Origin of the sequence: Microbacterium sp. M28 (assembly GCF_025836995.1) — a bacterium.
In the GTDB taxonomy this organism is placed as follows: domain Bacteria; phylum Actinomycetota; class Actinomycetes; order Actinomycetales; family Microbacteriaceae; genus Microbacterium.
On the sequence record NZ_CP107546.1, the window covers coordinates 282,692 to 302,545 of the forward strand.

Consider the following 19,854-nt stretch of genomic DNA (forward strand, 5'->3'; position numbering starts at 1 on the left):
GCGTGGGCGCCCGGGGCGCCGGGAGGGGTCGCGTGTGGTCGTGTCCGGCACGGTGAAGCGACCACGTGTGCCACCTCGGGCGCGATTTCCGCGTCAGCTCGTGATGCCGAGCAGCTCGAACGGGTGCGTCAGTCGCCACCACGCGCTCGGGCCTTCGATCTCGTCGGCCAGCACGACGGGAACCTCCGTCGCGTTCACCGGGCCGGTGACGATGACGGACCCCACGGGGGCTTCGGTGTCCCTGGTCTCTCCGAGGTCGAAGGTCACCTCGGCAGTCGGTGCCGCCGTGTTCCAGAGCACGACGTTCGCATCGGCATCCGTCACGATGTCCGAGCTCGCACCCCAGGCGGTGCTGACCTGGCCGACGACAGTGCCGGCGTCGACGGCGGGACCCTGCGCGTTCAGTTGCTCCTCGACCTGCGCGTACAGCGCCCGGCTGGCGGCGAGGCGCTCGTCGTTGTTCTTCTGACCGAGCACCGCCGCATAGATGCGGACGTCCGTGTCGCCGACCGTGACGTCCTTGCCGCTGAGCAGGTTGTAGTCGCCGTCCAGCGAACCAGTCTTGAGGCCCACGAAACCTGGGTCGGCGAGGAGGCCGTTCGAGTTCGTGACCAGACCCGCACCGGCCAGGTCGACCGACCGGGTTCCGACGATCTCCGCGAAGACGGGATGCGCCATGGCGATCGAGGCGAGAGCGGTCAGAGACTCCGGGGAGGCGACGTTGTTCTCGTTGCGACCGGAGGGGGTGACGATGTCGATCTCGTCCAGGCCGCGGGCGGACAGCCATGCCTCGGCCGCGGCGGCGAACTCGCGGTCCGATCCCCAGATCTCCTCGGCGAGACGATCGATGTAGTTGTTGGCCGATCCCAGCAGGATGCCCTGCAGCATCTGGTACTCGGTCAGCACGCCGTCGACCGGAACATCCAGCGCCGACTGGTCATCCCGCAGGTACGACCAGTATTCGCGGGAGTCGCCGCGGTCGAACGCGAACTCCGGCCCCTGCTCGCCGGGCTGCAGCGGCATGGCGTCGAGCACCATCATCACGGAGACGACCTTGGTGATGCTGGCGATCGGGGCGGCCTCCGGCGTGGATGCCGCGGCACCGACGCCCGCGACGCTCACTCCCGCGCTCCCGGTCGCAGGCCACGTGAGCGCGGCGGCCCCGGCGGCTGCGGGCTCGACCGTGACGGCTTCGATGGTGGGCGGCAGTTCGTGCAACGGCCAGAGCAGCACGGTCGCCGTGTACGCCACACCGAGGGCGACCAGCGTCCCCAGCGGGATGAGGATGCCCGGTTGCAGGAATCCGCGCCGTGGAGCACCGACGAGCAGGTCGGGGGCGTCGTCCGTGCTCTGCGCCTCGAGCGGTGCGGCCTGGGTGGCGGCCTCAACGGCGGCCGGGTCCACCCACAGCAGTGCGGTCGGCGGCGAGTTCTCATCGGCCCAGGCGGCCTGCGGCTCCGCCTGATCATCCTGCTCCGTGAGCAGCGACGACAGCGCGGCGTCGTCCTCGGGGGGCGCGACCTCGGTCGGCACGGATGCGGCGGCCGCGGACATGGGCGGCGCGGAACCTGCGGCGACGACCACGCCGGAGTCAGAGAGCTCGGACGTGGTGGTCCCGGACGCGTCCGATGCACGTGCGCCCGGCGCAGACGGAGCGCCACGGGTATCGATCGCCTCGGCAGGCTCGCCTTCGAACGGGACGTCCGCGGACACGTTCGTCCCGGAGCCGACTACGGCGCCGCTTCGCGCGGTGTCCGAATGGCCGGACTCGGCAGAGGCCTCCGGTTCGGATGCGTTCACGGCGGACGAACCGGTCGTCACCGGAATCGCACGGGTGGCATCCGCGTCCTCAGTCGTACCGTCGTCGACCGCGGCGGTCTCCGCGACGATCTCGGCTTCCGAGACGACCTCGGCAGCGGCGACTTCGGAGGCCGCGGCGTCGAGGTCGGCGTCCACGACCGTCGGGATGGCCCCGGTGCGCCGTCGGTGCTCGCGACGCGTCAGGGCGCCGCCGCCGTCGGTCTGCTCATCGAGGGTCACTTGAATACGGTACCGAACCCGTATGTGACAACGCCGCATTGGCCGAGGAGTAAGATCGACCCCACAACCCACGGGAGTCCGGCGAGCCGGGCTGAGAGGAAGCGATCCGCGCTTCGACCGTCGAACCTGATCCGGATCATGCCGGCGCAGGGAGGAGAACAGATGAGCACGTCCACGTCCGCATCCGCTTCCCACGAAGCGAAGAATGCCGCCACCACCCCCGCATCCGCTGCGACCAGCCCGCACCGCTGGCGGGTCGTCGACATCGTCGTCGCCGCCGTCCTCGGCGTCGCGGTCGGTCTGCTGTTCTGGGGATGGAACATCATCGGCGGGGCCTGGTTCGGCGCCGCCGACGCGCTGACCCCTGGCCTCGGCGGCATCGCCGTCGGCATCTGGCTGATCGGCGGCGTCATCGGCGGGCTCGTGATCCGCAAGCCCGGCGCGGCCTTCGTCGTCGAGGTCGTCGCGGCGATCGTCTCGATGCTGATCGGCAACGTGTGGGGCGTCTCCACCGTGCTGTCGGGTATCGTCCAGGGGCTGGGAGCCGAGCTGATCTTCGCACTGTTCTTCTACCGCCGCTTCGGCATCGTGGTCGCGATGCTCGCCGGCGTCGGTGCCGCGGCAGCCGCATGGGTGTTCGAGCTGTTCTACGGCAGCTCGCCGAACATCCTGAAGTCGCTCGAGTTCAACGCGATCTACCTCACCACTCTCGTGATCTCGGGGGCGATCCTCGCCGGCGTGGTCGGGTGGCTGCTCGTCCGAGCCCTCGCCGTCACGGGGGCGCTGAACAGATTCGCGGCCGGGCGAGAGCTCGTCCGCGAGGTCTGAGCTGAGTATGAACGCCCCCGCCCGCGTCCAGGCCGAGGGCTGGGGCTGGAAGTACGCGGGCCGCAGGCGTCCGGCCGTCAGCGACGTCACGTTCACGATCGAACCGGGCGAGCGTGTGCTGCTGCTCGGCGCGTCCGGTGCGGGCAAGTCGACGCTGCTCGCCGGTCTCGCCGGCGTGCTCGGCGACGCCGACGAGGGGCAGCGCACCGGGTCCCTGCGGATCGACGGCGCGGCCCCCGAATCCGCTCGGGGCCGCACGGGGCTGGTTCTGCAGGACCCGGACGCCGGAGTGGTGCTGTCCAAGGTCGGCGACGACGTCGCGTTCGGATGCGAGAACCTCGGTGTGCCGGCATCCGAGATTCCCGGCCGCGTTGCCGAGGCTCTGGAGGCGACCGGACTCATCGTCCCGCTGACCCGCGCGACCAAGGCGTTGTCGGGCGGGCAGAAGCAGAGGCTCGTGCTGGCCGGCGCGCTCGCGATGCGCCCCGGGCTGCTGCTGCTGGACGAGCCCACGGCCAACCTGGACCCCGCCGGTGTCCGCGAGGTGCGCGCGAGCGTCGAGCGCGCGGTGGACTCGACCGGAGCGACGCTCATCGTGGTCGAGCACCGCACTCCGGTGTGGGCGGATCTGATGACCCGCGTCATCGTGCTCGCCGCCGACGGCGGTCTGCTCGCCGACGGGTCGCCGTCTCGTGTCTTCGCGGAGCACGGGGCGGCGCTGGCCGATGCCGGCGTGTGGGTTCCGGATGCCGAGATCCACCTGCCCGAGCTCGACGCCGCCACCGGGGCGGCGGTCCTCTCGGCATCCGATCTCGCGGTCGCTCGGGAGCCGCGCACGATCGTCCAGGCCGGCCTGGACGTGCAGATCCCTCGGGGCAGCGCGACGGTCGTCTCGGGGCCCAACGGCGTGGGCAAGTCGACGCTGGCGCTCACACTGGCGGGCCTCATCCCGGAGCGTTCCGGTGAGGTGATCGCGGCAGCGGACCTCGCGGGTCGTTCCGGCCGTCGGCCGTTCCGATGGTCGTCGCGCGAACTGCTGACCCGTATCGGCACGGTGTTCCAGGAGCCGGAGCACCAGTTCCTGACCCAGACGCTGCGTGACGAGCTGGCGGTCGGGCCGAAGGCCCTCGGCTGGGACCGGGCCAGGACGGATGCCGTCGTCGACGCCTTGCTCGACCGGCTGGGACTCGCCCCGCTCGCGCTCGCCAGCCCGTTCACGCTGTCCGGCGGTCAGAAGCGCCGGCTCTCCGTGGCCACGGTGCTCGCGGCATCCCCCGAGGTGATCGTGCTCGACGAGCCGACGTTCGGACAGGATCGCCGTGGGTGGATCTCGCTCGTCGCGCTCCTGCAGGAGGAGATCGCCCGCGGTCGTACGATCGTGGCCGTCACGCACGACGAAGGCGTGATCCGCCACCTCGGCGGACACCGCATCGCTCTGGAGAGCCGGGTGAACGCATGAGCGCCGTCGAGGTCGAACGGACGACTTGGCTCGACGGCGTGAACCCGGTGACGAAGGTCGTGCTCGCACTCGTGCTGTCGATCCCGCTGTTCGCATCGATCGACGTGACCAGCGCCCTCGTCGCGATCTCGCTGCAGTTGCTGTGCCTTCCACTCACCGGCCTGAGCGTCGGTACGGTGCTGAAGCGCCTGCTCCCGATCGTGATCTTCGCTCCGATCGCGGGGCTCAGCATGCTCCTCTACGCCGAGCCGGCGGGCCGGATCTACTGGAGCTTCGGGTTCGTCACGATCAGCGACGACTCGATCTCGCTCGCGATCGCCGTGAGCCTGCGCGTCCTCGCCCTCGGCCTGCCGACGATCCTGCTGTTCGGTCGGACCGACCCGACCGAGCTCGCCGACGCCCTCGCCCAGGTCGCCAGGCTGCCGAGCCGGTTCGTGCTCGGCATCCTGGCCGGAACCCGGATGCTGGGGCTCTTCCTCGACGACTGGCGCACGATGGGCCTCGCCCGTCGGGCACGTGGCGTCGGTGACACCGGCGCTCTGCGGAGGTTCTTCTCGATGGCGTTCGTGCTGCTGGTGTTCGCGGTGCGCCGCGGAACCAAGCTCGCCATGGCGATGGAGGCCCGCGGCTTCGGGTCCGGCATCGAGCGGACCTGGTCGCGGACGTCGCGCCTGCACCCCCGGGACGCCGTCGCCCTCACCGGCGGGTTCGCGATCATGGCGGTGTCGATCGCGGCGGCGGTCGCGGTCGGCTCGTTCCGGTTCGTGTGGAGCTGAGTCAGCCCGCGTTCCACAGATCCCGGTAGTAGGCCAGCCGTTCGCGGTCGGGCTCGACGCCGTACGCCTCGATGAGGGCGTCCTCCCATCCGGCGCCGACGTTCCACTCCGTGCTCATCGACGCCACGGCGATGTCCGCCCAGCGGTCGCCGACGCCGAGTGCTGCCAGGTCGACGTGGGCGATGGGTCGCCCTGCGTCGTCGAGCAGAGTGTTGGGCATGCAGGCATCGCCGTGGCACACGACGAGCCGGTCGATCTCCGGGGCATCGCGCAGGGCATCCGGGAGGCGGATGCCTCGCCGCTCCGCGTTCGCGAAGCGGCTCGCGACGCTCCACTCCCACGGGCACTCGTCGACGGGGAGCGCGTCGTGCAGCATCCGGAGTCCTTCGCCGACGGCCCGGACGGCCGCGGCCGGTTCGGCGATCCAGAGTGGATCGACGGCGCTCCGGCCCGTGATGGCTGCGGTGACGAGCCACTCGTGGTCGGCATCCTGCCCCTGCTCCAGCACCGCGGGCACCCGTGCCCAGCGACGGGCCCATCGCATCCGCTCCGCCTCGTCGCGCATGTTGGCCTCGACGTCGTGCGGGCCCCACTTGATGTAGCGGTCGTCGTCCGTGCGGAACGTGAGGCCTCCGATGCCGTTCTCCCACACCGGGGTGAGGGCGGCGCCGTCCGCGAGCTCGCGCACGCGCTCCGGCACAGGGATCGACGCGGCCGGGATGGTCATGCGGGGTCCTTTCCACGTTCGCAACTCCTCATCGATGCTCGCACATCACGGAGTTGCGGGCCGGAAAGCGTTTCGCCGGAGCACGCACCTCACATTCTGAGGAGTTGTGAACCAGCGCGGTCTCACACCAGGTCGCGCAGCGCCTCCTCGAGCACGATCGCGTGATTGCGGTGCGGATCGTGAGCCGCGTACACCAGCGTGACCGTCGGGTGCGGGCGCAGCCGTTCGGCGAGCTCGGCGAGAGCGGGCGCCGACTCGTGAGCGAGCTCTGCCCGGTACCGATCGGCGTAGGCGTCCCAGTCATCCGCCGCTGCGGCATGCCAGGCCTTGCGCAACTCGGGGCTGGGCGCGGTGTCCTTCGCCCAGAGATCGACCGCCGCTCGGTCCTTGGAGAGGCCACGCGGCCAGAGTCGATCGACGAGCACGCGGAACCCGTCGGACGGATCGGCGGTGTCGTAGGCTCGCTTGCGACGCAGTTCCATGGCTCCAGCCAACACCCGCCGGCCGCCTCCCGCCAGCGTGAGACTCGGAACCGCGTAAGCTGGAACTGAGTTGCACGATCGTTCGAAGGAGAACAGCATGCAGATCCAGGGATCGGGCGCCCTCATCACGGGCGGCGCTTCCGGACTCGGCCTCGCCACGGCGCGCGCGCTCGCCGCCGCCGGTGCCCACGTCACCCTGCTCGACCTGCCGGGCTCGGCCGGTGCCGCGCTCGCCGCCGAGATGGGCGGTGCCTTCGCCCCCGGCGACGTGACCAGCCCCGCGGATGCCGCCGCGGCCGTCGTCGCCGCGAACACCGAGGCTCCGCTGCGCATCGTGGTGAACTGCGCCGGCATCGCCCCTCCGGCGAAGGTGCTGGACCGTGACGGCGAACCGGGTTCGCTGGAGGACTTCGAGCGGATCATCCGGATCAACCTCGTCGGAACGTACAACGTGCTGTCGCAGGCCGCCGCTGTCATCGCGAAGCAGGAGCCGACCGCCTCGGGCGACCGCGGCGTCATCGTCAACACCGCGAGTGTCGCGGCCTTCGACGGGCAGATCGGCCAGCCCGCGTACTCGGCCTCCAAGGGCGGCGTGCACGCGATGACGCTTCCGGTGGCGCGCGAGCTCGCGCGCCACGGCATCCGGGTGTGCACGATCGCGCCAGGGATCATGGAGACGCCGATGCTGGCCGGTCTCCCCGAGGCCGCGCAGGCTTCCCTCGGCGAGCAGGTGCCGCACCCGGCCCGGCTCGGACGCCCTGCCGAGTACGCCGCCCTCGTCCAGCACATCGTCGAGAACGACTATCTGAACGGTGAGACCATCCGCCTCGACGGCGCCATCCGGATGGCGCCGAAGTAGCATTCCCCGGGTTCGAGCAGCGATGTCTGCTCGAGTTCGGCCGGATTCGAGCAGACAGAGCGATTCGAACAAGGATCTAGGAGAACCATGACGCTGGCAGGAAAGACCATCCTGATGTCGGGCGGCAGCCGCGGCATCGGCCTCGCGATCGCCCTCCGGGCCGCACGGGACGGCGCGAACATCGCGATGCTCGCCAAGACCGACACCCCGCATCCGAAGCTCGAGGGCACGATCCACACCGCGGCCGAGCAGATCCGCGCCGCCGGCGGCAACGCCCTGCCGATCGTCGGGGACGTGCGCGAGGACGACGACATCACCGAGGCCGTGCTCAAGACGGTGGGCGAGTTCGGCGGAATCGACATCGTCCTCAACAACGCCAGCGTGATCGACCTGTCCCGCTCGCTCGATCTCGGGGCGAAGAAGTACGACCTCATGCAGGACGTCAACGTCCGCGGGACGTTCATGCTGTCCCGCGCGGCGATCCCGCAGCTGAAGGATGCCGAGAACCCGCACATCCTGTCGCTGTCTCCACCGCTGAACCCGACCCCGAAGTGGCTCGGAGCGCACACCGGCTACTCGCTGGCGAAGTTCGGGATGACGATGGTGACGCTCGGGCTCGCGGCCGAGTTCGCCAGGGACGGGATCGCGGCGAACACCCTCTGGCCGCGAACCACGATCGCGACCGCCGCGGTGCAGAATCTCCTCGGCGGCGACAAGGTCATGGCGGCCAGCCGCACCGCCGACATCTACGCGGATGCCGCGTACGCGGTGCTGACCAAGCCGGCGCGCGACTGCACCGGACAGAGTCTGATCGTCGAGGACGTGCTCGAGGCGGACGGTGTCACGGACTTCTCCGGCTACGCGGCGATCCCCGGCACCCCGGACAGCGCGCTGTTCCCGGACATCTTCCTCGACTGACTGACGCGGGCGTCAGAACAGCAGATACACCGCACCGACGATCGTCAGGATGATGACGAGCCGGTCGAACAGCTGCTGAGGCATCCGCTTGGCGAGTTTCAGGCCGACCAGCGCGCCGATCACGACGAGCGGCGTGAGCAGCAGGTCCATCAGCAGGACCTCGGGTGTGAACAGCCCGATGCCGGCGAGGAACGGCACCTTCACGAGGTTCACGATCGCGAAGAACCAGGCCGACGTGCCGAGGAACACCTGCACGGGCGTCCGCGTCGCGAGGAAGTACATCGACATCACCGGTCCGCCGGCGTTGGCGACCATCGTGGTGAAGCCGGCGAGCGTGCCGTAGGTCGCTCCGAGCATCCGGCCGCCCACCGGCGTCGCCGCTCGGCGCCGACGCCACAGCGTCACGGCGATCATGAGCAGCAGGATGACCCCGATCGCGCGACGAACGATCCGGTCGTCGCCGTACGCGAGGAACAGGAAGCCCAGGACGAGCCCGGCCAGCACCGCCGGCGCCAGGCGCACAAGGGTCGGCCAGTGCGCGTGCCGCCGGTAGGCGATCAGGGCGAACACGTCGCCGACGATGAACAGCAGCAGCATCGCCGCGGTCGACGTCCTGGCTGGCAGCACCGCGGCGAACAGCACCACCGACACGGTCGCGCTGCCGGGAATGGCGGTCTTGCCCAGGCCGGCGACCAGGGCCGCCAGGCCCAGCAGGCTCCAGGCGAGGGGAGTGAGCTCGATCATCCGGCTCGGTCGATCTCGGCGACGATCGCGTCGTACCCGCGGTCGGCGGCGAGCCGACGCGGCGAGACGCCTTCGCCGTCGGGGATCGACACATCGGCGCCGCCCTCGATGAGCGTGCGTACGACCTCGACGTACGTGGCCGACCCGTCGCCCAGGACGATGGCCTCGTGCAGGGCGGTCCAACCGAGGTCGTTGACGTGGTTCACGTCGACCCCGGCATCCAGCAGGATCCGGATCGTCGGCAGCAGACCGCGTTCGGATGCCGGGATCAGAGCGGTCCCGCCGAAGCGGTTCGTGCTGGCGAGGTCGGCGCCGTTCGCGAGCGTCAGCTGGAGGATCTCGTCATGACCGCGCGCCCCGGCGTACAGGTACGCGGAGTCCTGGATGTCGTCCTTCGCGTTGACGTCTGCGCCGGCCTCGATGAGCACGCGGGCGGCCTCGACGTGGTTCTGCTTCGTCGCGGCGACGAGGGCTGTGGCTCCGTTCCCGCCGCGCGCTTCGAGGTCGGCGCCGGCGTCGATGGCCGAGCGGACCGCGTCGGCGTCACCGGCCGCGGCGGCCGTCAGCAGTGCAGTGTCCGCCGATTCGGTCATGGCTGTCTCCTCCGGGATCGGGGCCTCAGGCGCCGCGCAGCCGGCCGCACCCATCATCAGGATGGCCAGCGCTGCCGCGAGCGCCGCTCGCCTCATGCGATTCGCCCCGCGTCGTGATCAGGCTCGGACGGCGGAGAGCGCCGCGGCGAACCGCTGCGCACGCTGCTCGAGATCGGACCAGTTCTGCGCCTTGATCGACGACCCGTTGGCCAGGTCGCCGCCGGCGCCGACGGCCACCGCGCCCGCCGCGAACCAGTCCGCGAGGTTGTCCGGGTTCACGCCGCCGGTGGGCATGAGGGGGGCGTCGGGGAACGGGCCTCGGAGTGCTCCGAGGTAGGAGGGGCCGCCGAGCGACGCGGGGAAGATCTTCACGACGTCGACGCCGAGCGCGAGAGCACCCATGACCTCGGTGGGCGTCATGGCGCCTGTCATGACGACACGGCGGGTGTCGAGCATCGCGCGTGTGAGGTCGGGAAGGGTTCCGGGGCTGACGAGGAACTCCGCTCCGGCGTCGGCCGCCGCGTTCGCCTGCTCGACGGTGGTCACCGTCCCGGCGCCGATGTAGGCGGCGTCCCCGTGACGGGCGCGCAGCTCGCGGATGACGGCCGGCGCGTCAGGGGTGGAGTAGGTCACCTCGATGCCGGTCACACCGCCGCGGATGATCGCCTCCGATGCCTCGAGGGCCAGCTCGGGCGACGGGGCGCGGAGGACGGCGAGGACGCCCGTGGCGCGGGCGCTGTCGAGACGGTCGGTCATGGAGGCTCCTTCATCGGGCGTGCGTGCGTTCATTCTCTCACCGGCCTCGCGCAGCCCCGCTGTCTCCCAGCCGGTACGCCGTACCCTGGAAGGTATGACCGAGACCTCCCGTGCGCCGCGCAAGGCCAGCGCAGTGCGTCCCACGACGACGCCCGCGGCATCCGGCACACCCCAGGTGCGGCCGACGACCGAAGGATGGACGCAGAAGAAGGATGCCGAAGGGCGGCCGCTGCTGCAGTTCGCCAGCCCGAAGCGCGGCAAGCCGCCCGTGCATCTGGCCGATCTGACGCCGGCCGAGCGCGTCGAGAAGGTCAAGGAGCTCGGCCTGCCCGGCTTCCGCGCCAAGCAGCTGTCGACCCATTACTTCAAGCACTACACGTCGGACCCCGCCGAGATGACGGACCTGCCCGCAGGCATCCGCGACGAACTCGTCACCGGGCTGCTGCCCCCGCTCATGACCGAGGTGCGGCGCCTGGAGACCGACAAGGGCGACACGATCAAGTTCCTGTGGCGGCTGCACGACGGTGCGCTCGTCGAATCCGTGCTCATGCGCTACCCCGGCCGCATCACGCTGTGCGTGTCGAGCCAGGCCGGCTGCGGCATGAACTGCCCGTTCTGCGCGACCGGTCAGGCCGGGCTCACGCGCAACATGTCGGCGGCCGAGATCATCGAGCAGGTCGTCCGTGCGAACCGCGCCATCGCGAACGGCGAGCTCGGCGGCAAGAAGCGCGACGATCACTCCCTGGAGCGCGTCAGCAACATCGTCTTCATGGGCATGGGCGAACCGATGGCCAACTACAACCGCGTCATGCACGCGGTGCGGACCATGGTCAGCGCCCAGCCGGACGGGCTCGGCATGAGCGCGCGCGGCATCACGGTGTCCACGGTCGGCCTCGTGCCCGCGATCCGCAAGCTCGCCGCCGAGGACATCCCGGTGACCTTCGCGCTCTCCCTGCACGCTCCGGATGACGAGCTGCGCGACGAACTCATCCCCGTGAACTCCCGCTGGAAGGTCGACGAGGCTCTGGATGCGGCGCGCGAGTACTTCGACAAGACCGGACGCCGGGTGTCCATCGAGTACGCGCTCATCAAGGACATGAACGATCACGCCTGGCGCGCCGACCTCCTCGCGGACAAGCTCAACGCGCGCGGCCGCGGGTGGGTGCACGTGAACCCGATTCCCCTGAACCCGACGCCGGGCTCGATCTGGACCTCGTCGGAGGTGTGGGTGCAGAACGAGTTCGTGCGCCGCCTCAACGACGCCGGCATCCCGACGACCCTGCGCGACACCCGCGGCAAGGAGATCGACGGGGCCTGCGGACAGCTCGTCGCGACGACCGAGGACGAGGCAGCCGCGGCCTCCGTCTGAGGCGGCTTCGGGTCTGCGCCCGTTCCGGTCGCGAATTCTGTCGCTATGCCGACGCCGTAACGACACTTTCTGCGACCGGAGCCGTGGCGCGCGCCTGCGCGTCCCGTGCGCCGAGTCGCTCCGCGGTGTCCAGCCAGGTCGCGATCCGCTCCGGTCCGGCATCCTTCACGCCCAGCATCCGGTGGGTGCGCACCGAGCGGATACCGCAGAGCCGGAGCGTGTTGCGGGCGACCTGCGTCTGGGCGGGGAGTCCTGTGAAGGGCGCGGCGTACCAGGGGGTGTCGGCGAGCAGGAGGAGCCGGCCTCGGCGGGCGCCGAGCAGTCCCTCTGGCAGGCCGAGCTTCGTGTACCGGTACTCCTGCTGGGGCAGCAGCGCGCGATCGAAGAAGCCCTTGAGGACGGCGGGCACAGATCCCCACCACAGCGGCGTCGCGACGACGACGGTCTCGGCCGCGTGGAGAGCGCGCTTCGCGTCGGCGAGGTCGGGCTCCAGGGGCATCCGCTCCCGATAGCCGAAGCGCAGATGCGGGTCGAAATCGAGATCGCGCAGTGCCAGCACCCGTGCGTCGCCATGTCCTGCGGCATAGCGCCGGGCGAGTTCGGCCGTGAGCGAGCGGGCATCAGGGTTGCCGTCGATGATCAGCGCGGTGGTCATGAGATCTCCTATCTTGACAGTGTCTACTTGGTGGACAGTGTCAACATAGGAGACAATGTTGCTCGTGTCAACTTCTCGAACGGCCTACCATCACGGGGACCTGGCCCACGCCCTGGAGGCGGCGGCTATGCGCCTTCTCGCGGAGAAGCCGGCGCAGGAGATCAGCCTCCGAGAGGTGGCGCGGTCGGCGAACGTCAGCCACAACGCGCCGTATCACCACTTCGCCGACCGGCAGGGGCTGCTGAAGGTCCTCGCTGAGCGCAGCATGGCCGACCTCGTGGCGCTCGTCCGCGCGGCGATCGACGGCACGACCGAACCGGTGCCGGCGCTGATCGCCGGGGGCGGTGCGTACATCCGCTACGCGGTGGAGAATCCGAACGGCTTCGACGTCATCTACGACCCGACCGTGTGCGTACCGGGTCACCCCAGCGCCACGATGGCCCCGATGATCGGCGAGCTCGAGGACGCCCTGCGGGCCGCCGCCAGCGCCGCCGGACTCGCAGCGGAGACGGACGTGCTCGCGCTGTGGGGACTCATCCACGGGCTCGGCACCCTGTGCGCGGCCGGACACTTCGACCTCGACGCCGCGCTCGCGGCGGGTGAGGCTGCGATCAGGCGGATGCTTCCGGCCTGACCGGCCGCCGGCCGCGGCCGTGCCGTCGCTGCGGCCGCTGGCGGATCGCTGCGCGTGGTCTCGCGGGTGCCGCGCCTCCTGGGTCGCGCAATGCGTTGCTCTGATCGCTCCCCGCCGACGCGGGTCGCGAATTCTGCCGCTAAACGCGCGTCGGAACGGCAGACTCTGCGACCTGGGTCGCGTCGCGCAGCACCTCCGCGACCGTGCATGCGCGGACGGCCGGATGTCGGGACGCGTGCAACGCGATCGAACGGACGAGACTGATGATGGCCGGTTCTCGCGTGATGCGGGTGCCGGTGAGCGATGCATCCAGCTCGAGGGTCCAGCGGGTGCCGGTCAGCGTCTCTTCCAGCATGCGCAGCGGTGCGCGCAGCCGTGCGTCGCTCAGCCGATGATCGTCGTCACCGAACCATTCCAGAAGCGCCTCGATGGTCCAATCTGGCGCGATTGGACCAGTGAATGGCGAATTAGTGTCGAGGATGCTGCTCATTGGACCAGAATTCATGATCATGACGACAGAGGACAGAGCCAATCCGCGGCTGGTGGACCACCGGACGGCCATCGTCGATTCCACCGCCCTCGCGGCGCGGCTCGGACGGTGGGCGCAGGGCGATGGAACGCTGTCGGCGCGCCTGGCGCACGGCATCCGAGCGCTGGTGGCGACGGGAGAGTTGCGCCCCGGCGATCGACTACCGGCGGAGCGCACGCTCGCGGCGGCGACCTCGGTGTCGCGCGGAACCGTGGTCGCCGCGTATGCCGACCTCGCCGAGCGTGGGAACGTGGAGCGGCGACAGGGCAGCGGCACGCGCATCGCCGGAACCCTCGTCTCGCAGCCGGGCAGAGCGGGCCGTGGGGAGGCGCTGTTCTCCTCGCTGCCCAACGCGATCGATCTGCTGCGGTCGGTGCCGCAGATCCCGCAGACGGCCGTAGAGCTCATCCGCAACCACAAGCCCCGCCTCGACCTCGCGCTGCTTCCGGAGACCGACCCTGCTGGCCTGCCGATGCTTCGGACGCAGATCGCCGAGATGCTCACGGCCGAAGGCACGCCGACCTCGCCGGAGCAGATCCTGGTCACGCACGGTGCGCAGCAGGCCATCAGTCTGGTCGTCAACGCGCTGGTGGGGCCCGGCGACGTGGTCCTCGCCGAGGAGGTGACCTGGCCAGGGGTGACCGATTCGGTGAGCCTGCGCGGCGGCAGCGTGCACGGCATCCCGATGGGGGACGACGGCCTCGATCCCGCCGCGCTCGAGGTCGCGATGGCGCGGCTCCGTCCGGCGCTCATCGCGCTGAATCCGCATCATCAGAACCCGACCGGCACACGACTGCCGGCACCGGCACGGCGGCGCATCGCCGACCTCGCGGCGCAGTACGGGGTTCCGATCGTCGAGGACCGGGTGCTCGCAGGCATCTCCTTCGACGGCGTCGTACCGCCTCCGCTCGCGGCGGAGCGTCCGGATGCCCCGGTGATCGTGGTCGAGTCGGTGTCGAAATGGGCCTGGGCAGGACTGCGCATCGGGTGGCTGCGCGCCGACCCCGTACTGGTCAGGCGATTGCGCGGCGCGCGTCAGCTCGCGGACCAGTCCACGAGCGTGCCGGCGCAGCTGCTGGCCAGCGACCTCCTCGTGCACACCGCGGCGTTGCAGCGCGAGGTCTCCCTTGCGCATCGAGGACGCCTTCACCTGCTGCTCGGCCTGATGAAGGAGCACTTGCCGGAGTGGACATTCCGCGCACCGAGCGGCGGGCTGTCGCTGTGGGCCCAGATCCCCACCGGGTCGGCGGATGCCTTCGCACGCGTCGCGGCGCTGCACGGCGTCTCGGTGGCAGGAAGCGCCGAGTTCGCGGCATCCACCTCGCCGGACGATCACATCCGGATTCCGTTCACTCCGCCGGACGACATCCTCACGGAGGGCGTACGTCGTCTGGGGGCGGCGTGGCGGGAGTATCGGGCAGGGCTCTGACCGGCAGCGCGGGACACTGGGAAGTGCCGGTGAAAGGTGCCGGCCGACCGATGCGGGCCGTACGACGTCCCTACGATGAGGCCATGCGCGCGCAAGGCAACAGGACGCTGTGGGTGTCGGCCATCGGGGTGCTCCTCGTCACCGCCTACGCCGTGCTCGCCGCCCTGCAGATCACGATCTGGACGCCGCTCGCGGCCGCACCGGGGCTTTCGCTCGCGGAGATTCGCGCCGAGATGTCCGCGGCCGGTGAGAACCCGGGAGAAGCGGCAGTCGCGACCTTTCTCGGCGCCGGCATCGCGATCGCCGTGATCGCGGCCATCGTGCTCGCCCGCGGACGTGCGCATCCGGCGCTGGCGGTGCTGGCGTTCGCGGTGATCCTGGCGATGGGCGCACCGGCCTTCTTCGTAGCGTCCTTCGGACCGGGGATGGCGCTGGCCGACACGTTCTTCGTGTCCGCGGGCGTCACCCTGCCCGGTGTCGCTGCGTACTATCTGGCGAGCGCGCTCATGCTTCCCGTCATAGCCGGCACGGCCTTCGCCTGGGTCGTCGGGCCGAGGCGACCGGCTGTCGCGGGCTGAAACAGTGCGACTTTCGTCCCGGCATCCCACCCCGGGTCCCGCCGAAGGCTCTAGCGTTGACCTATGGTCAAATATCGTTTTCTCGGTAACAGCGGTCTCAAGGTCTCGGAGATCACCTACGGCAACTGGGTGACGCACGCATCACAGGTCGGCGACGACGCCGCGGTCAAGACGGTGCACGCGGCACTGGATGCCGGAATCACCACGTTCGACACGGCGGACACCTACGCCAACACCGCAGCCGAGGTCGTGCTCGGCAAGGCGCTGCATGGTCAGCGCCGCGCAGGCCTGGAGATCTTCACGAAGGTGTACTTCCCGACCGGCCCCAAGGGACCGAACGACACCGGACTGAGCCGGAAGCACATCTTCGAGTCGATCAACGGCTCGCTCCAGCGCCTCGGCACGGACTACGTCGACCTGTACCAGGCGCACCGGTACGACTACGAGACGCCGCTGGAAGAGACCTTCCAGGCGTTCGCCGACGTCGTGCGGCAGGGCAAGGCACTGTACATCGGCGTCTCCGAGTGGACCGCGGAGCAGTTGCAGGACGGACACGCACTCGCCAGGCAGCTCGGCATCCAGCTCATCTCGAACCAGCCGCAGTACTCGATGCTGCACCGCGTGATCGAGGGCAAGGTCGTCCCGGCATCCGAGGAGCTGGGCATCTCGCAGATCGTCTGGTCGCCGATGGCGCAGGGCGTGTTGAGCGGCAAGTACCTGCCGGGGCAGCCGGTTCCGGAGGGTTCCCGCGCGACCGACGAGAAGAGCGGTGCCGGGTTCATCAAGCGTTTCATGAACGACGACACCCTGTCGGCCGTCCAGCGCCTGAAGCCGATCGCCGAGCAGGCGGGGCTCACCATGCCGCAGCTGGCGATCGCGTGGGTGCTGCAGAACAAGAACGTCGCGGCGGCACTGGTCGGGGCATCGCGTCCGGAGCAGCTCGCCGACACGGTCAAGGCCTCGGGCGTGACGCTGGATGCCGACACGCTCGCGGCGATCGACACGGCGCTCGGCGACACCGTGTTCTCGGACCCGGAGGACACCTACGGCGTCTCGCCGAAGACCCGCCTGGTCTGATCGCCTGATCCTCTGCAGCACGCGAGACCTCTCGTGAGTTGCGAGACCCCGTCGTATTCGCGCGAATACGACGGGGTTTCGCCGTTACGGAGAGGTCTCGGCGGATGCCGGGGCGCTCGATGTCAGCTCAGCGCGATGTCAACCTGAAGCTCGGTCGTCAGACGCTCGAGATCCGCGCGCAGCTGGTCCAGATCGGCGGACGCCGGGACCTCGGCGACGACGGATGCCTCGAACAGGCGTCCTCCGGCCATCGCGGCATCCCGCGTCTCGGTCGTCATGCTCTCGATGCTGAGCTCGTGCGTGCTCAGGACGGCGGAGACCTCACGGACGATCCCCGGTCGGTCGTTGCCGAGGATCTGCAGGGTGATCGGACGCGCATCGGCGTCGTCCACGGCATCCGACCCGGCATGCACGGTCACCGTCAGCAGGCCGTCCAGCTCCCGCAGCGCTGCGGTCAGGTCGGCGCGGCTGTCGTCCGGGACGGACACCTGGATCACGCCCGCGAAGGCGCCGGCGAGCTCCGCGAGCTGACTGTTCTCCCAGTTGCCGCCGTGCTCGTCGACGATGTCGGCGACGGCCGCGACGAGCCCTGGACGGTCCGAACCGACGACGGTGAGGATGAGCGTGGTCATGCCAGAAGCGTAGCCCTCACTCGGCCCAGACACCCGTCTCGAGGAACCGATCCATCCGAGCCCGATGCGGCACGAGGTCCCAGCCCTGCGCCGCGACCCACTCGTCGTCGTAGTACGTGCCGGCGTAGCGCGCCCCGCCGTCGCAGATCAGCGTGACGACGCTGCCGGTCTCGCCCGCGGCCCGCATCCGCGCGATCAGCTGGAACGCACCGACGAGGTTGGTGCCGGTCGACCCGCCCGCCCAGTGCATGGTCCGCTCCTGCAGCAGTCGGATCGCCGCGATGGATGCGGCATCCGGGATCTGCAGCATCTCGTCGATCACGCCTGGGACGAACGACGGCTCGACGCGCGGCCGGCCGATGCCCTCGATGCGGCTCGGCGTGCCGGTCGTGTAGTCGGCGGCACCGGTGCTCCAGCCGCCGTGGAACGCCGAGCCCTCCGGGTCGACGACCGCCACCTGCGTGTGGTGCCTCCGGTAGCGGACATAGCGTCCGAACGTGGCGCTGGTCCCGCCGGTTCCGGCTCCGACGACGATCCAGGACGGGATCGGATGCCGCTCGTGCTCCATCTGGCTGAACACGCTCTCGGCGATGTTGTTGTTGCCGCGCCAGTCCGTGGCACGCTCGGCGTACGTGAACTGGTCGAGGTAGTGCCCGCCGCATTCAGCGGCCAGGCGCTCGGCCTCGGCGTACATCTCCGGCGCGCGGTCGACGTAGTGGCAGCGTCCGCCGTAGAACTCGATGAGCTCGATCTTCTCCGGGCTCGTCGAGCGGGGGACGACCGTGACGAAATCGAGCCCCAGCATCCGTGCGAAGTACGCCTCCGAGACGGCCGTGGAGCCGCTGGATGCCTCCACGAGCGTGGTGCCCTCGTGGATGCGGCCGTTGACGAGTCCGTACAGGATGAGCGACCGGGCCAGCCGGTGCTTGAGCGACCCCGTGGGGTGGACCGATTCGTCTTTCAGGTACAGATCGATGCCCCACTCGACCGGAAGTGGGAAGACGTGCAGATGCGTGTCGGCGCTGCGGTTCGCGTCGGCGTCCAGCAGGGTGATCGCGGTGCTGGTCCAGGTGCTCATGGTCTCGAGCGTAACCCCGTCAGCCGGCACGCGAGGCGAGGAGCGCATCGACCTCGGCGCGGTGCGGGATGCTCGGCGATGCGCCCTGACGGGTGACGGTGAGGGCGCCGGCCACGGTGGCGAGCCGCACCGCTTCGGCGAGGGTGGCGCCGCCGGCGAGCGCGGCGCCGAGATATCCGGCGTAGGCATCGCCTGCCGCGGTCGTGTCGACGGCCTCCACCCGCAGCGCGGGACCGAAGAACGCGCCGTCGGGGGTGACGACGACGGACCCCTGCACGGCGAGCGTGATGACCGCGGCTCCGACGCCCCGGGCGAGAAACCACCGTCCGGCGCTTTCGGCGGATGCCGCATCCGTGACCTCGATGCCGGTGATCAGCGAGGCCTCGGTCTCGTTCGGCGTCACGATGTCGACGTTCCGCCACACGTCGGCGGGGAGGTCGGCGGCCGGTGCCGGATCGAGGATCACGGTGTAGCCGAGCGCGCGTCCCCGCGCCGTGATGTGCCTGGTGAGCGCGATCGGCGTCTCCAGCTGTGTCAGGAGCACGGATGCCGTCGAGGCGAGGTCCGCGAGGGCATCGTCGATCTGCTCGGTGCTCAGCTGAGCGTTCGCGAGCGGCACCACCACGATGTCGTTCTGCGCCGAGGCGTCGACGCGGATGTGCGCGACACCGGTGGGGCCGTCGACGGTGCGCAGGTGGGTCACATCGACGCCGGCGTCGGTCAGGCCGTCGACGACGAGATCGTGGAAGAGGTCGTCGCCGACGCAGCCGACGAAGCTCGTCGTGGCACCGGCGCGGCCGGCGGCCACGGCCTGGTTGGCGCCCTTGCCGCCGAGTAGAAGCGTGAACTGCTCGCCGAGAACGGTCTCGCCTCTGGCCGGCAGGCGTGATGAGAACGTGGTCACGTCCGCCGAGACGCTGCCGATGATGACGACGCCGGAGCGCTCGCCGAAGGATGCGGCGGTCATGGTGCTCCTGTCGCGGCCTGGCGCAACCATCGCTCGACACCCGCGATGTGCGCGGTGGCGAGGGAGGTCGCGAGGTTGGGGTCGTGCAGCGCGATCGCCTCGGCGATCGCCCGATGCTCGGCGAGCGTGCGCTCGACGGCGCCCTGCTCGGTCAGACCGCGCCACACGCGTGCCCGCACGGTCTGGCTGCTCAGATGCTCGATCAGACTGGCCAGATAGGCGTTCCCCGCCATCCGCACGATGTCCCGATGGAAGCGGACGTCGTGTGCGACCAGATCGTCGATCGAGACGTCCGCGTCGACGCTGTCGAGCTCCGCGTGCAACTCCCGCACCTGCTCGTCGTCGCCGAGAGTGGCGGCGAGCCCGGTGGCCTGGGACTCCAGCATCCGCCGCACGGCGAAGATCTCGAGCATCGAGTCGTCGTCGTGCATGTCGACGACGAAGGAGATCGCCTCGAGCAGCAGGTGCGGTTCGAGGCTCGTGACGTAGGTGCCGTCCCCGCGCCGCACGTCGAGCACCCGGATGACCTCGAGCGCCTTGACGGCCTCGCGCATGGAGTTGCGGGACAGGCCGAGCCGTTCGGCGAGTTCCTTCTCGGGGGGAAGGCGGTCGCCGGGGGCGAGTTCGCCCGACACGATCATCGCCTTGATCTTCTCGATCGCCTCGTCCGTGACTGCCATGCGGTCATCCTCGCACAGTGATCGGATGTCTGCGGCAGGATGGG

Annotated in this window: 22 protein-coding genes and 1 riboswitch; of the genes, 10 read left to right on the forward strand and 12 right to left on the reverse strand. The window is 70.1% G+C overall.

Translation table 11 applies throughout. The annotated features are described in order from the left end of the window. Positions 1-93 precede the first annotated feature (93 nt). The gene (locus OED01_RS01415) at positions 94-2,040 is read right to left on the reverse strand and encodes a D-alanyl-D-alanine carboxypeptidase (protein ID WP_264156628.1); all 1,947 of its coding nucleotides are present in this window, start codon (positions 2,038-2,040) and stop codon (positions 94-96) included. Positions 2,041-2,100: 60 nt separating this feature from the next. Next, positions 2,101-2,210: riboswitch (TPP riboswitch) on the forward strand. Between OED01_RS01415 and OED01_RS01420 the strand changes: the two genes are divergently transcribed. The 3 genes from OED01_RS01420 (at position 2,203) to OED01_RS01430 (ending at position 5,103) form a co-directional block, all read left to right on the forward strand. Then, positions 2,203-2,868, forward strand: a complete 666-nt coding sequence (locus OED01_RS01420) for an ECF transporter S component (protein WP_264156629.1) — start codon at positions 2,203-2,205, stop codon at positions 2,866-2,868. It overlaps the preceding riboswitch by 8 nt. A gap of 7 nt (positions 2,869-2,875) precedes the next feature. Further along, entirely contained in the window at positions 2,876-4,327 is a 1,452-nt protein-coding gene (locus OED01_RS01425; protein WP_264156630.1) for an ABC transporter ATP-binding protein, read from the forward strand. Further along, the gene (locus OED01_RS01430) at positions 4,324-5,103 is read left to right on the forward strand and encodes an energy-coupling factor transporter transmembrane component T family protein (protein WP_264156631.1); all 780 of its coding nucleotides are present in this window, start codon (positions 4,324-4,326) and stop codon (positions 5,101-5,103) included. Before OED01_RS01425 ends, OED01_RS01430 begins: the two co-directional genes overlap by 4 nt. Position 5,104: 1 nt before the next feature. On the opposite strand, the gene OED01_RS01435 is transcribed toward OED01_RS01430, so the two are convergent. Both OED01_RS01435 and OED01_RS01440 read right to left on the reverse strand, forming a co-directional pair. After that, positions 5,105-5,830 (reverse strand): aminoglycoside 3'-phosphotransferase, encoded by a 726-nt coding sequence (locus OED01_RS01435; protein WP_264156632.1) that lies wholly within the window; start codon positions 5,828-5,830, stop codon positions 5,105-5,107. A gap of 122 nt (positions 5,831-5,952) precedes the next feature. Continuing rightward, positions 5,953-6,312, reverse strand: coding sequence for a DUF488 domain-containing protein (locus OED01_RS01440; protein ID WP_264156633.1), 360 nt, complete (start codon positions 6,310-6,312; stop codon positions 5,953-5,955). Positions 6,313-6,409: 97 nt separating this feature from the next. Here OED01_RS01440 and OED01_RS01445 point away from each other — a divergent pair, with 97 nt between their 5' ends. After that, positions 6,410-7,171: an SDR family NAD(P)-dependent oxidoreductase gene (locus OED01_RS01445; protein WP_264156634.1), complete on the forward strand. Its 762-nt coding sequence runs from the start codon at positions 6,410-6,412 to the stop codon at positions 7,169-7,171. A gap of 87 nt (positions 7,172-7,258) precedes the next feature. Next, entirely contained in the window at positions 7,259-8,089 is an 831-nt protein-coding gene (locus OED01_RS01450) for an SDR family oxidoreductase (RefSeq protein ID WP_264156635.1), read from the forward strand. Between the two features lie 12 nt (positions 8,090-8,101). Here the strand turns inward: OED01_RS01450 and OED01_RS01455 are convergent, their stop codons facing one another. The 3 genes from OED01_RS01455 to OED01_RS01465 all read right to left on the reverse strand — a co-directional run bounded on the left by OED01_RS01455 (position 8,102) and on the right by OED01_RS01465 (position 10,182). Next, positions 8,102-8,833 carry a sulfite exporter TauE/SafE family protein gene (locus tag OED01_RS01455; protein ID WP_264156636.1) on the reverse strand — a complete coding sequence of 244 codons (732 nt, stop codon included), beginning with the start codon at positions 8,831-8,833 and terminating at the stop codon, positions 8,102-8,104. Next, entirely contained in the window at positions 8,830-9,426 is a 597-nt protein-coding gene (locus OED01_RS01460; protein WP_264156637.1) for an ankyrin repeat domain-containing protein, read from the reverse strand. Before OED01_RS01460 ends, OED01_RS01455 begins: the two co-directional genes overlap by 4 nt. 117 nt (positions 9,427-9,543) lie before the next feature. Further along, the gene (locus OED01_RS01465; protein ID WP_264156638.1) at positions 9,544-10,182 is read right to left on the reverse strand and encodes a bifunctional 4-hydroxy-2-oxoglutarate aldolase/2-dehydro-3-deoxy-phosphogluconate aldolase; all 639 of its coding nucleotides are present in this window, start codon (positions 10,180-10,182) and stop codon (positions 9,544-9,546) included. A gap of 94 nt (positions 10,183-10,276) precedes the next feature. Between OED01_RS01465 and rlmN the strand changes: the two genes are divergently transcribed. Next, positions 10,277-11,551 carry a dual-specificity RNA methyltransferase RlmN gene (gene rlmN, locus OED01_RS01470; protein WP_264156639.1) on the forward strand — a complete coding sequence of 425 codons (1,275 nt, stop codon included), beginning with the start codon at positions 10,277-10,279 and terminating at the stop codon, positions 11,549-11,551. Positions 11,552-11,594: 43 nt separating this feature from the next. Here rlmN and OED01_RS01475 read toward each other — a convergent pair whose 3' ends face one another. Beyond that, entirely contained in the window at positions 11,595-12,206 is a 612-nt protein-coding gene (locus tag OED01_RS01475) for an NAD(P)H-dependent oxidoreductase (protein ID WP_264156640.1), read from the reverse strand. A gap of 127 nt (positions 12,207-12,333) precedes the next feature. On the opposite strand from OED01_RS01475, the gene OED01_RS01480 reads away from it, so the two are divergent. Next, entirely contained in the window at positions 12,334-12,840 is a 507-nt protein-coding gene (locus OED01_RS01480; protein ID WP_264156641.1) for a TetR/AcrR family transcriptional regulator, read from the forward strand. Between the two features lie 139 nt (positions 12,841-12,979). Here OED01_RS01480 and OED01_RS01485 read toward each other — a convergent pair whose 3' ends face one another. Next, positions 12,980-13,330, reverse strand: coding sequence for a hypothetical protein (locus OED01_RS01485; protein ID WP_264156642.1), 351 nt, complete (start codon positions 13,328-13,330; stop codon positions 12,980-12,982). Between the two features lie 19 nt (positions 13,331-13,349). On the opposite strand from OED01_RS01485, the gene OED01_RS01490 reads away from it, so the two are divergent. The 3 genes from OED01_RS01490 (at position 13,350) to OED01_RS01500 (ending at position 16,453) form a co-directional block, all read left to right on the forward strand. Then, a complete protein-coding gene (locus tag OED01_RS01490) occupies positions 13,350-14,798 on the forward strand; it encodes an aminotransferase-like domain-containing protein (RefSeq protein WP_264156643.1) in 1,449 nt (482 codons plus the stop codon). Between the two features lie 83 nt (positions 14,799-14,881). After that, the gene (locus OED01_RS01495; RefSeq protein ID WP_264156644.1) at positions 14,882-15,376 is read left to right on the forward strand and encodes a hypothetical protein; all 495 of its coding nucleotides are present in this window, start codon (positions 14,882-14,884) and stop codon (positions 15,374-15,376) included. A gap of 63 nt (positions 15,377-15,439) precedes the next feature. After that, on the forward strand, positions 15,440-16,453 hold the full coding sequence (locus tag OED01_RS01500) for an aldo/keto reductase family protein (protein WP_264156645.1): 1,014 nt from the start codon (positions 15,440-15,442) through the stop codon (positions 16,451-16,453). A 122-nt stretch (positions 16,454-16,575) separates the two neighbouring features. Here the strand turns inward: OED01_RS01500 and OED01_RS01505 are convergent, their stop codons facing one another. The 4 genes from OED01_RS01505 to OED01_RS01520 are packed head-to-tail and all read right to left on the reverse strand — an operon-like array spanning position 16,576 to position 19,810. Further along, positions 16,576-17,085, reverse strand: a complete 510-nt coding sequence (locus OED01_RS01505; protein ID WP_264156646.1) for a glycine cleavage system transcriptional repressor — start codon at positions 17,083-17,085, stop codon at positions 16,576-16,578. Positions 17,086-17,101: 16 nt separating this feature from the next. Continuing rightward, positions 17,102-18,163 (reverse strand): L-cysteine desulfhydrase Cds1, encoded by a 1,062-nt coding sequence (cds1, locus tag OED01_RS01510; RefSeq protein ID WP_264156647.1) that lies wholly within the window; start codon positions 18,161-18,163, stop codon positions 17,102-17,104. 19 nt (positions 18,164-18,182) lie between these two features. Continuing rightward, positions 18,183-19,130 (reverse strand): ribokinase, encoded by a 948-nt coding sequence (locus OED01_RS01515; protein ID WP_264156648.1) that lies wholly within the window; start codon positions 19,128-19,130, stop codon positions 18,183-18,185. Then, the gene (locus tag OED01_RS01520) at positions 19,127-19,810 is read right to left on the reverse strand and encodes a FadR/GntR family transcriptional regulator (RefSeq protein WP_264156649.1); all 684 of its coding nucleotides are present in this window, start codon (positions 19,808-19,810) and stop codon (positions 19,127-19,129) included. Before OED01_RS01520 ends, OED01_RS01515 begins: the two co-directional genes overlap by 4 nt. Positions 19,811-19,854: the final 44 nt, after the last annotated feature.

What these genes read in the sequence shown, in the direction of transcription:
- OED01_RS01445 (WP_264156634.1), top strand. Translation starts at nt 6,410, where the DNA reads ATGCAGATCCAGGGATCGGGCGCCCTCATCACGGGCGGCGCTTCCGGA.
- OED01_RS01495 (WP_264156644.1), top strand. Translation starts at nt 14,882, where the DNA reads ATGCGCGCGCAAGGCAACAGGACGCTGTGGGTGTCGGCCATCGGGGTG.
- OED01_RS01475 (WP_264156640.1), bottom strand. Translation starts at nt 12,206, where the DNA reads ATGACCACCGCGCTGATCATCGACGGCAACCCTGATGCCCGCTCGCTC.
- OED01_RS01520 (WP_264156649.1), bottom strand. Translation starts at nt 19,810, where the DNA reads ATGGCAGTCACGGACGAGGCGATCGAGAAGATCAAGGCGATGATCGTG.
- OED01_RS01480 (WP_264156641.1), top strand. Translation starts at nt 12,334, where the DNA reads ATGCGCCTTCTCGCGGAGAAGCCGGCGCAGGAGATCAGCCTCCGAGAG.
- OED01_RS01515 (WP_264156648.1), bottom strand. Translation starts at nt 19,130, where the DNA reads ATGACCGCCGCATCCTTCGGCGAGCGCTCCGGCGTCGTCATCATCGGC.
- OED01_RS01455 (WP_264156636.1), bottom strand. Translation starts at nt 8,833, where the DNA reads ATGATCGAGCTCACTCCCCTCGCCTGGAGCCTGCTGGGCCTGGCGGCC.
- cds1 (WP_264156647.1), bottom strand. Translation starts at nt 18,163, where the DNA reads ATGAGCACCTGGACCAGCACCGCGATCACCCTGCTGGACGCCGACGCG.
- rlmN (WP_264156639.1), top strand. Translation starts at nt 10,277, where the DNA reads ATGACCGAGACCTCCCGTGCGCCGCGCAAGGCCAGCGCAGTGCGTCCC.
- OED01_RS01460 (WP_264156637.1), bottom strand. Translation starts at nt 9,426, where the DNA reads ATGACCGAATCGGCGGACACTGCACTGCTGACGGCCGCCGCGGCCGGT.
- OED01_RS01435 (WP_264156632.1), bottom strand. Translation starts at nt 5,830, where the DNA reads ATGACCATCCCGGCCGCGTCGATCCCTGTGCCGGAGCGCGTGCGCGAG.
- OED01_RS01430 (WP_264156631.1), top strand. Translation starts at nt 4,324, where the DNA reads ATGAGCGCCGTCGAGGTCGAACGGACGACTTGGCTCGACGGCGTGAAC.
- OED01_RS01500 (WP_264156645.1), top strand. Translation starts at nt 15,440, where the DNA reads ATGGTCAAATATCGTTTTCTCGGTAACAGCGGTCTCAAGGTCTCGGAG.
- OED01_RS01440 (WP_264156633.1), bottom strand. Translation starts at nt 6,312, where the DNA reads ATGGAACTGCGTCGCAAGCGAGCCTACGACACCGCCGATCCGTCCGAC.
- OED01_RS01490 (WP_264156643.1), top strand. Translation starts at nt 13,350, where the DNA reads ATGACGACAGAGGACAGAGCCAATCCGCGGCTGGTGGACCACCGGACG.
- OED01_RS01420 (WP_264156629.1), top strand. Translation starts at nt 2,203, where the DNA reads ATGAGCACGTCCACGTCCGCATCCGCTTCCCACGAAGCGAAGAATGCC.
- OED01_RS01485 (WP_264156642.1), bottom strand. Translation starts at nt 13,330, where the DNA reads ATGAGCAGCATCCTCGACACTAATTCGCCATTCACTGGTCCAATCGCG.
- OED01_RS01425 (WP_264156630.1), top strand. Translation starts at nt 2,876, where the DNA reads ATGAACGCCCCCGCCCGCGTCCAGGCCGAGGGCTGGGGCTGGAAGTAC.
- OED01_RS01450 (WP_264156635.1), top strand. Translation starts at nt 7,259, where the DNA reads ATGACGCTGGCAGGAAAGACCATCCTGATGTCGGGCGGCAGCCGCGGC.
- OED01_RS01465 (WP_264156638.1), bottom strand. Translation starts at nt 10,182, where the DNA reads ATGACCGACCGTCTCGACAGCGCCCGCGCCACGGGCGTCCTCGCCGTC.
- OED01_RS01505 (WP_264156646.1), bottom strand. Translation starts at nt 17,085, where the DNA reads ATGACCACGCTCATCCTCACCGTCGTCGGTTCGGACCGTCCAGGGCTC.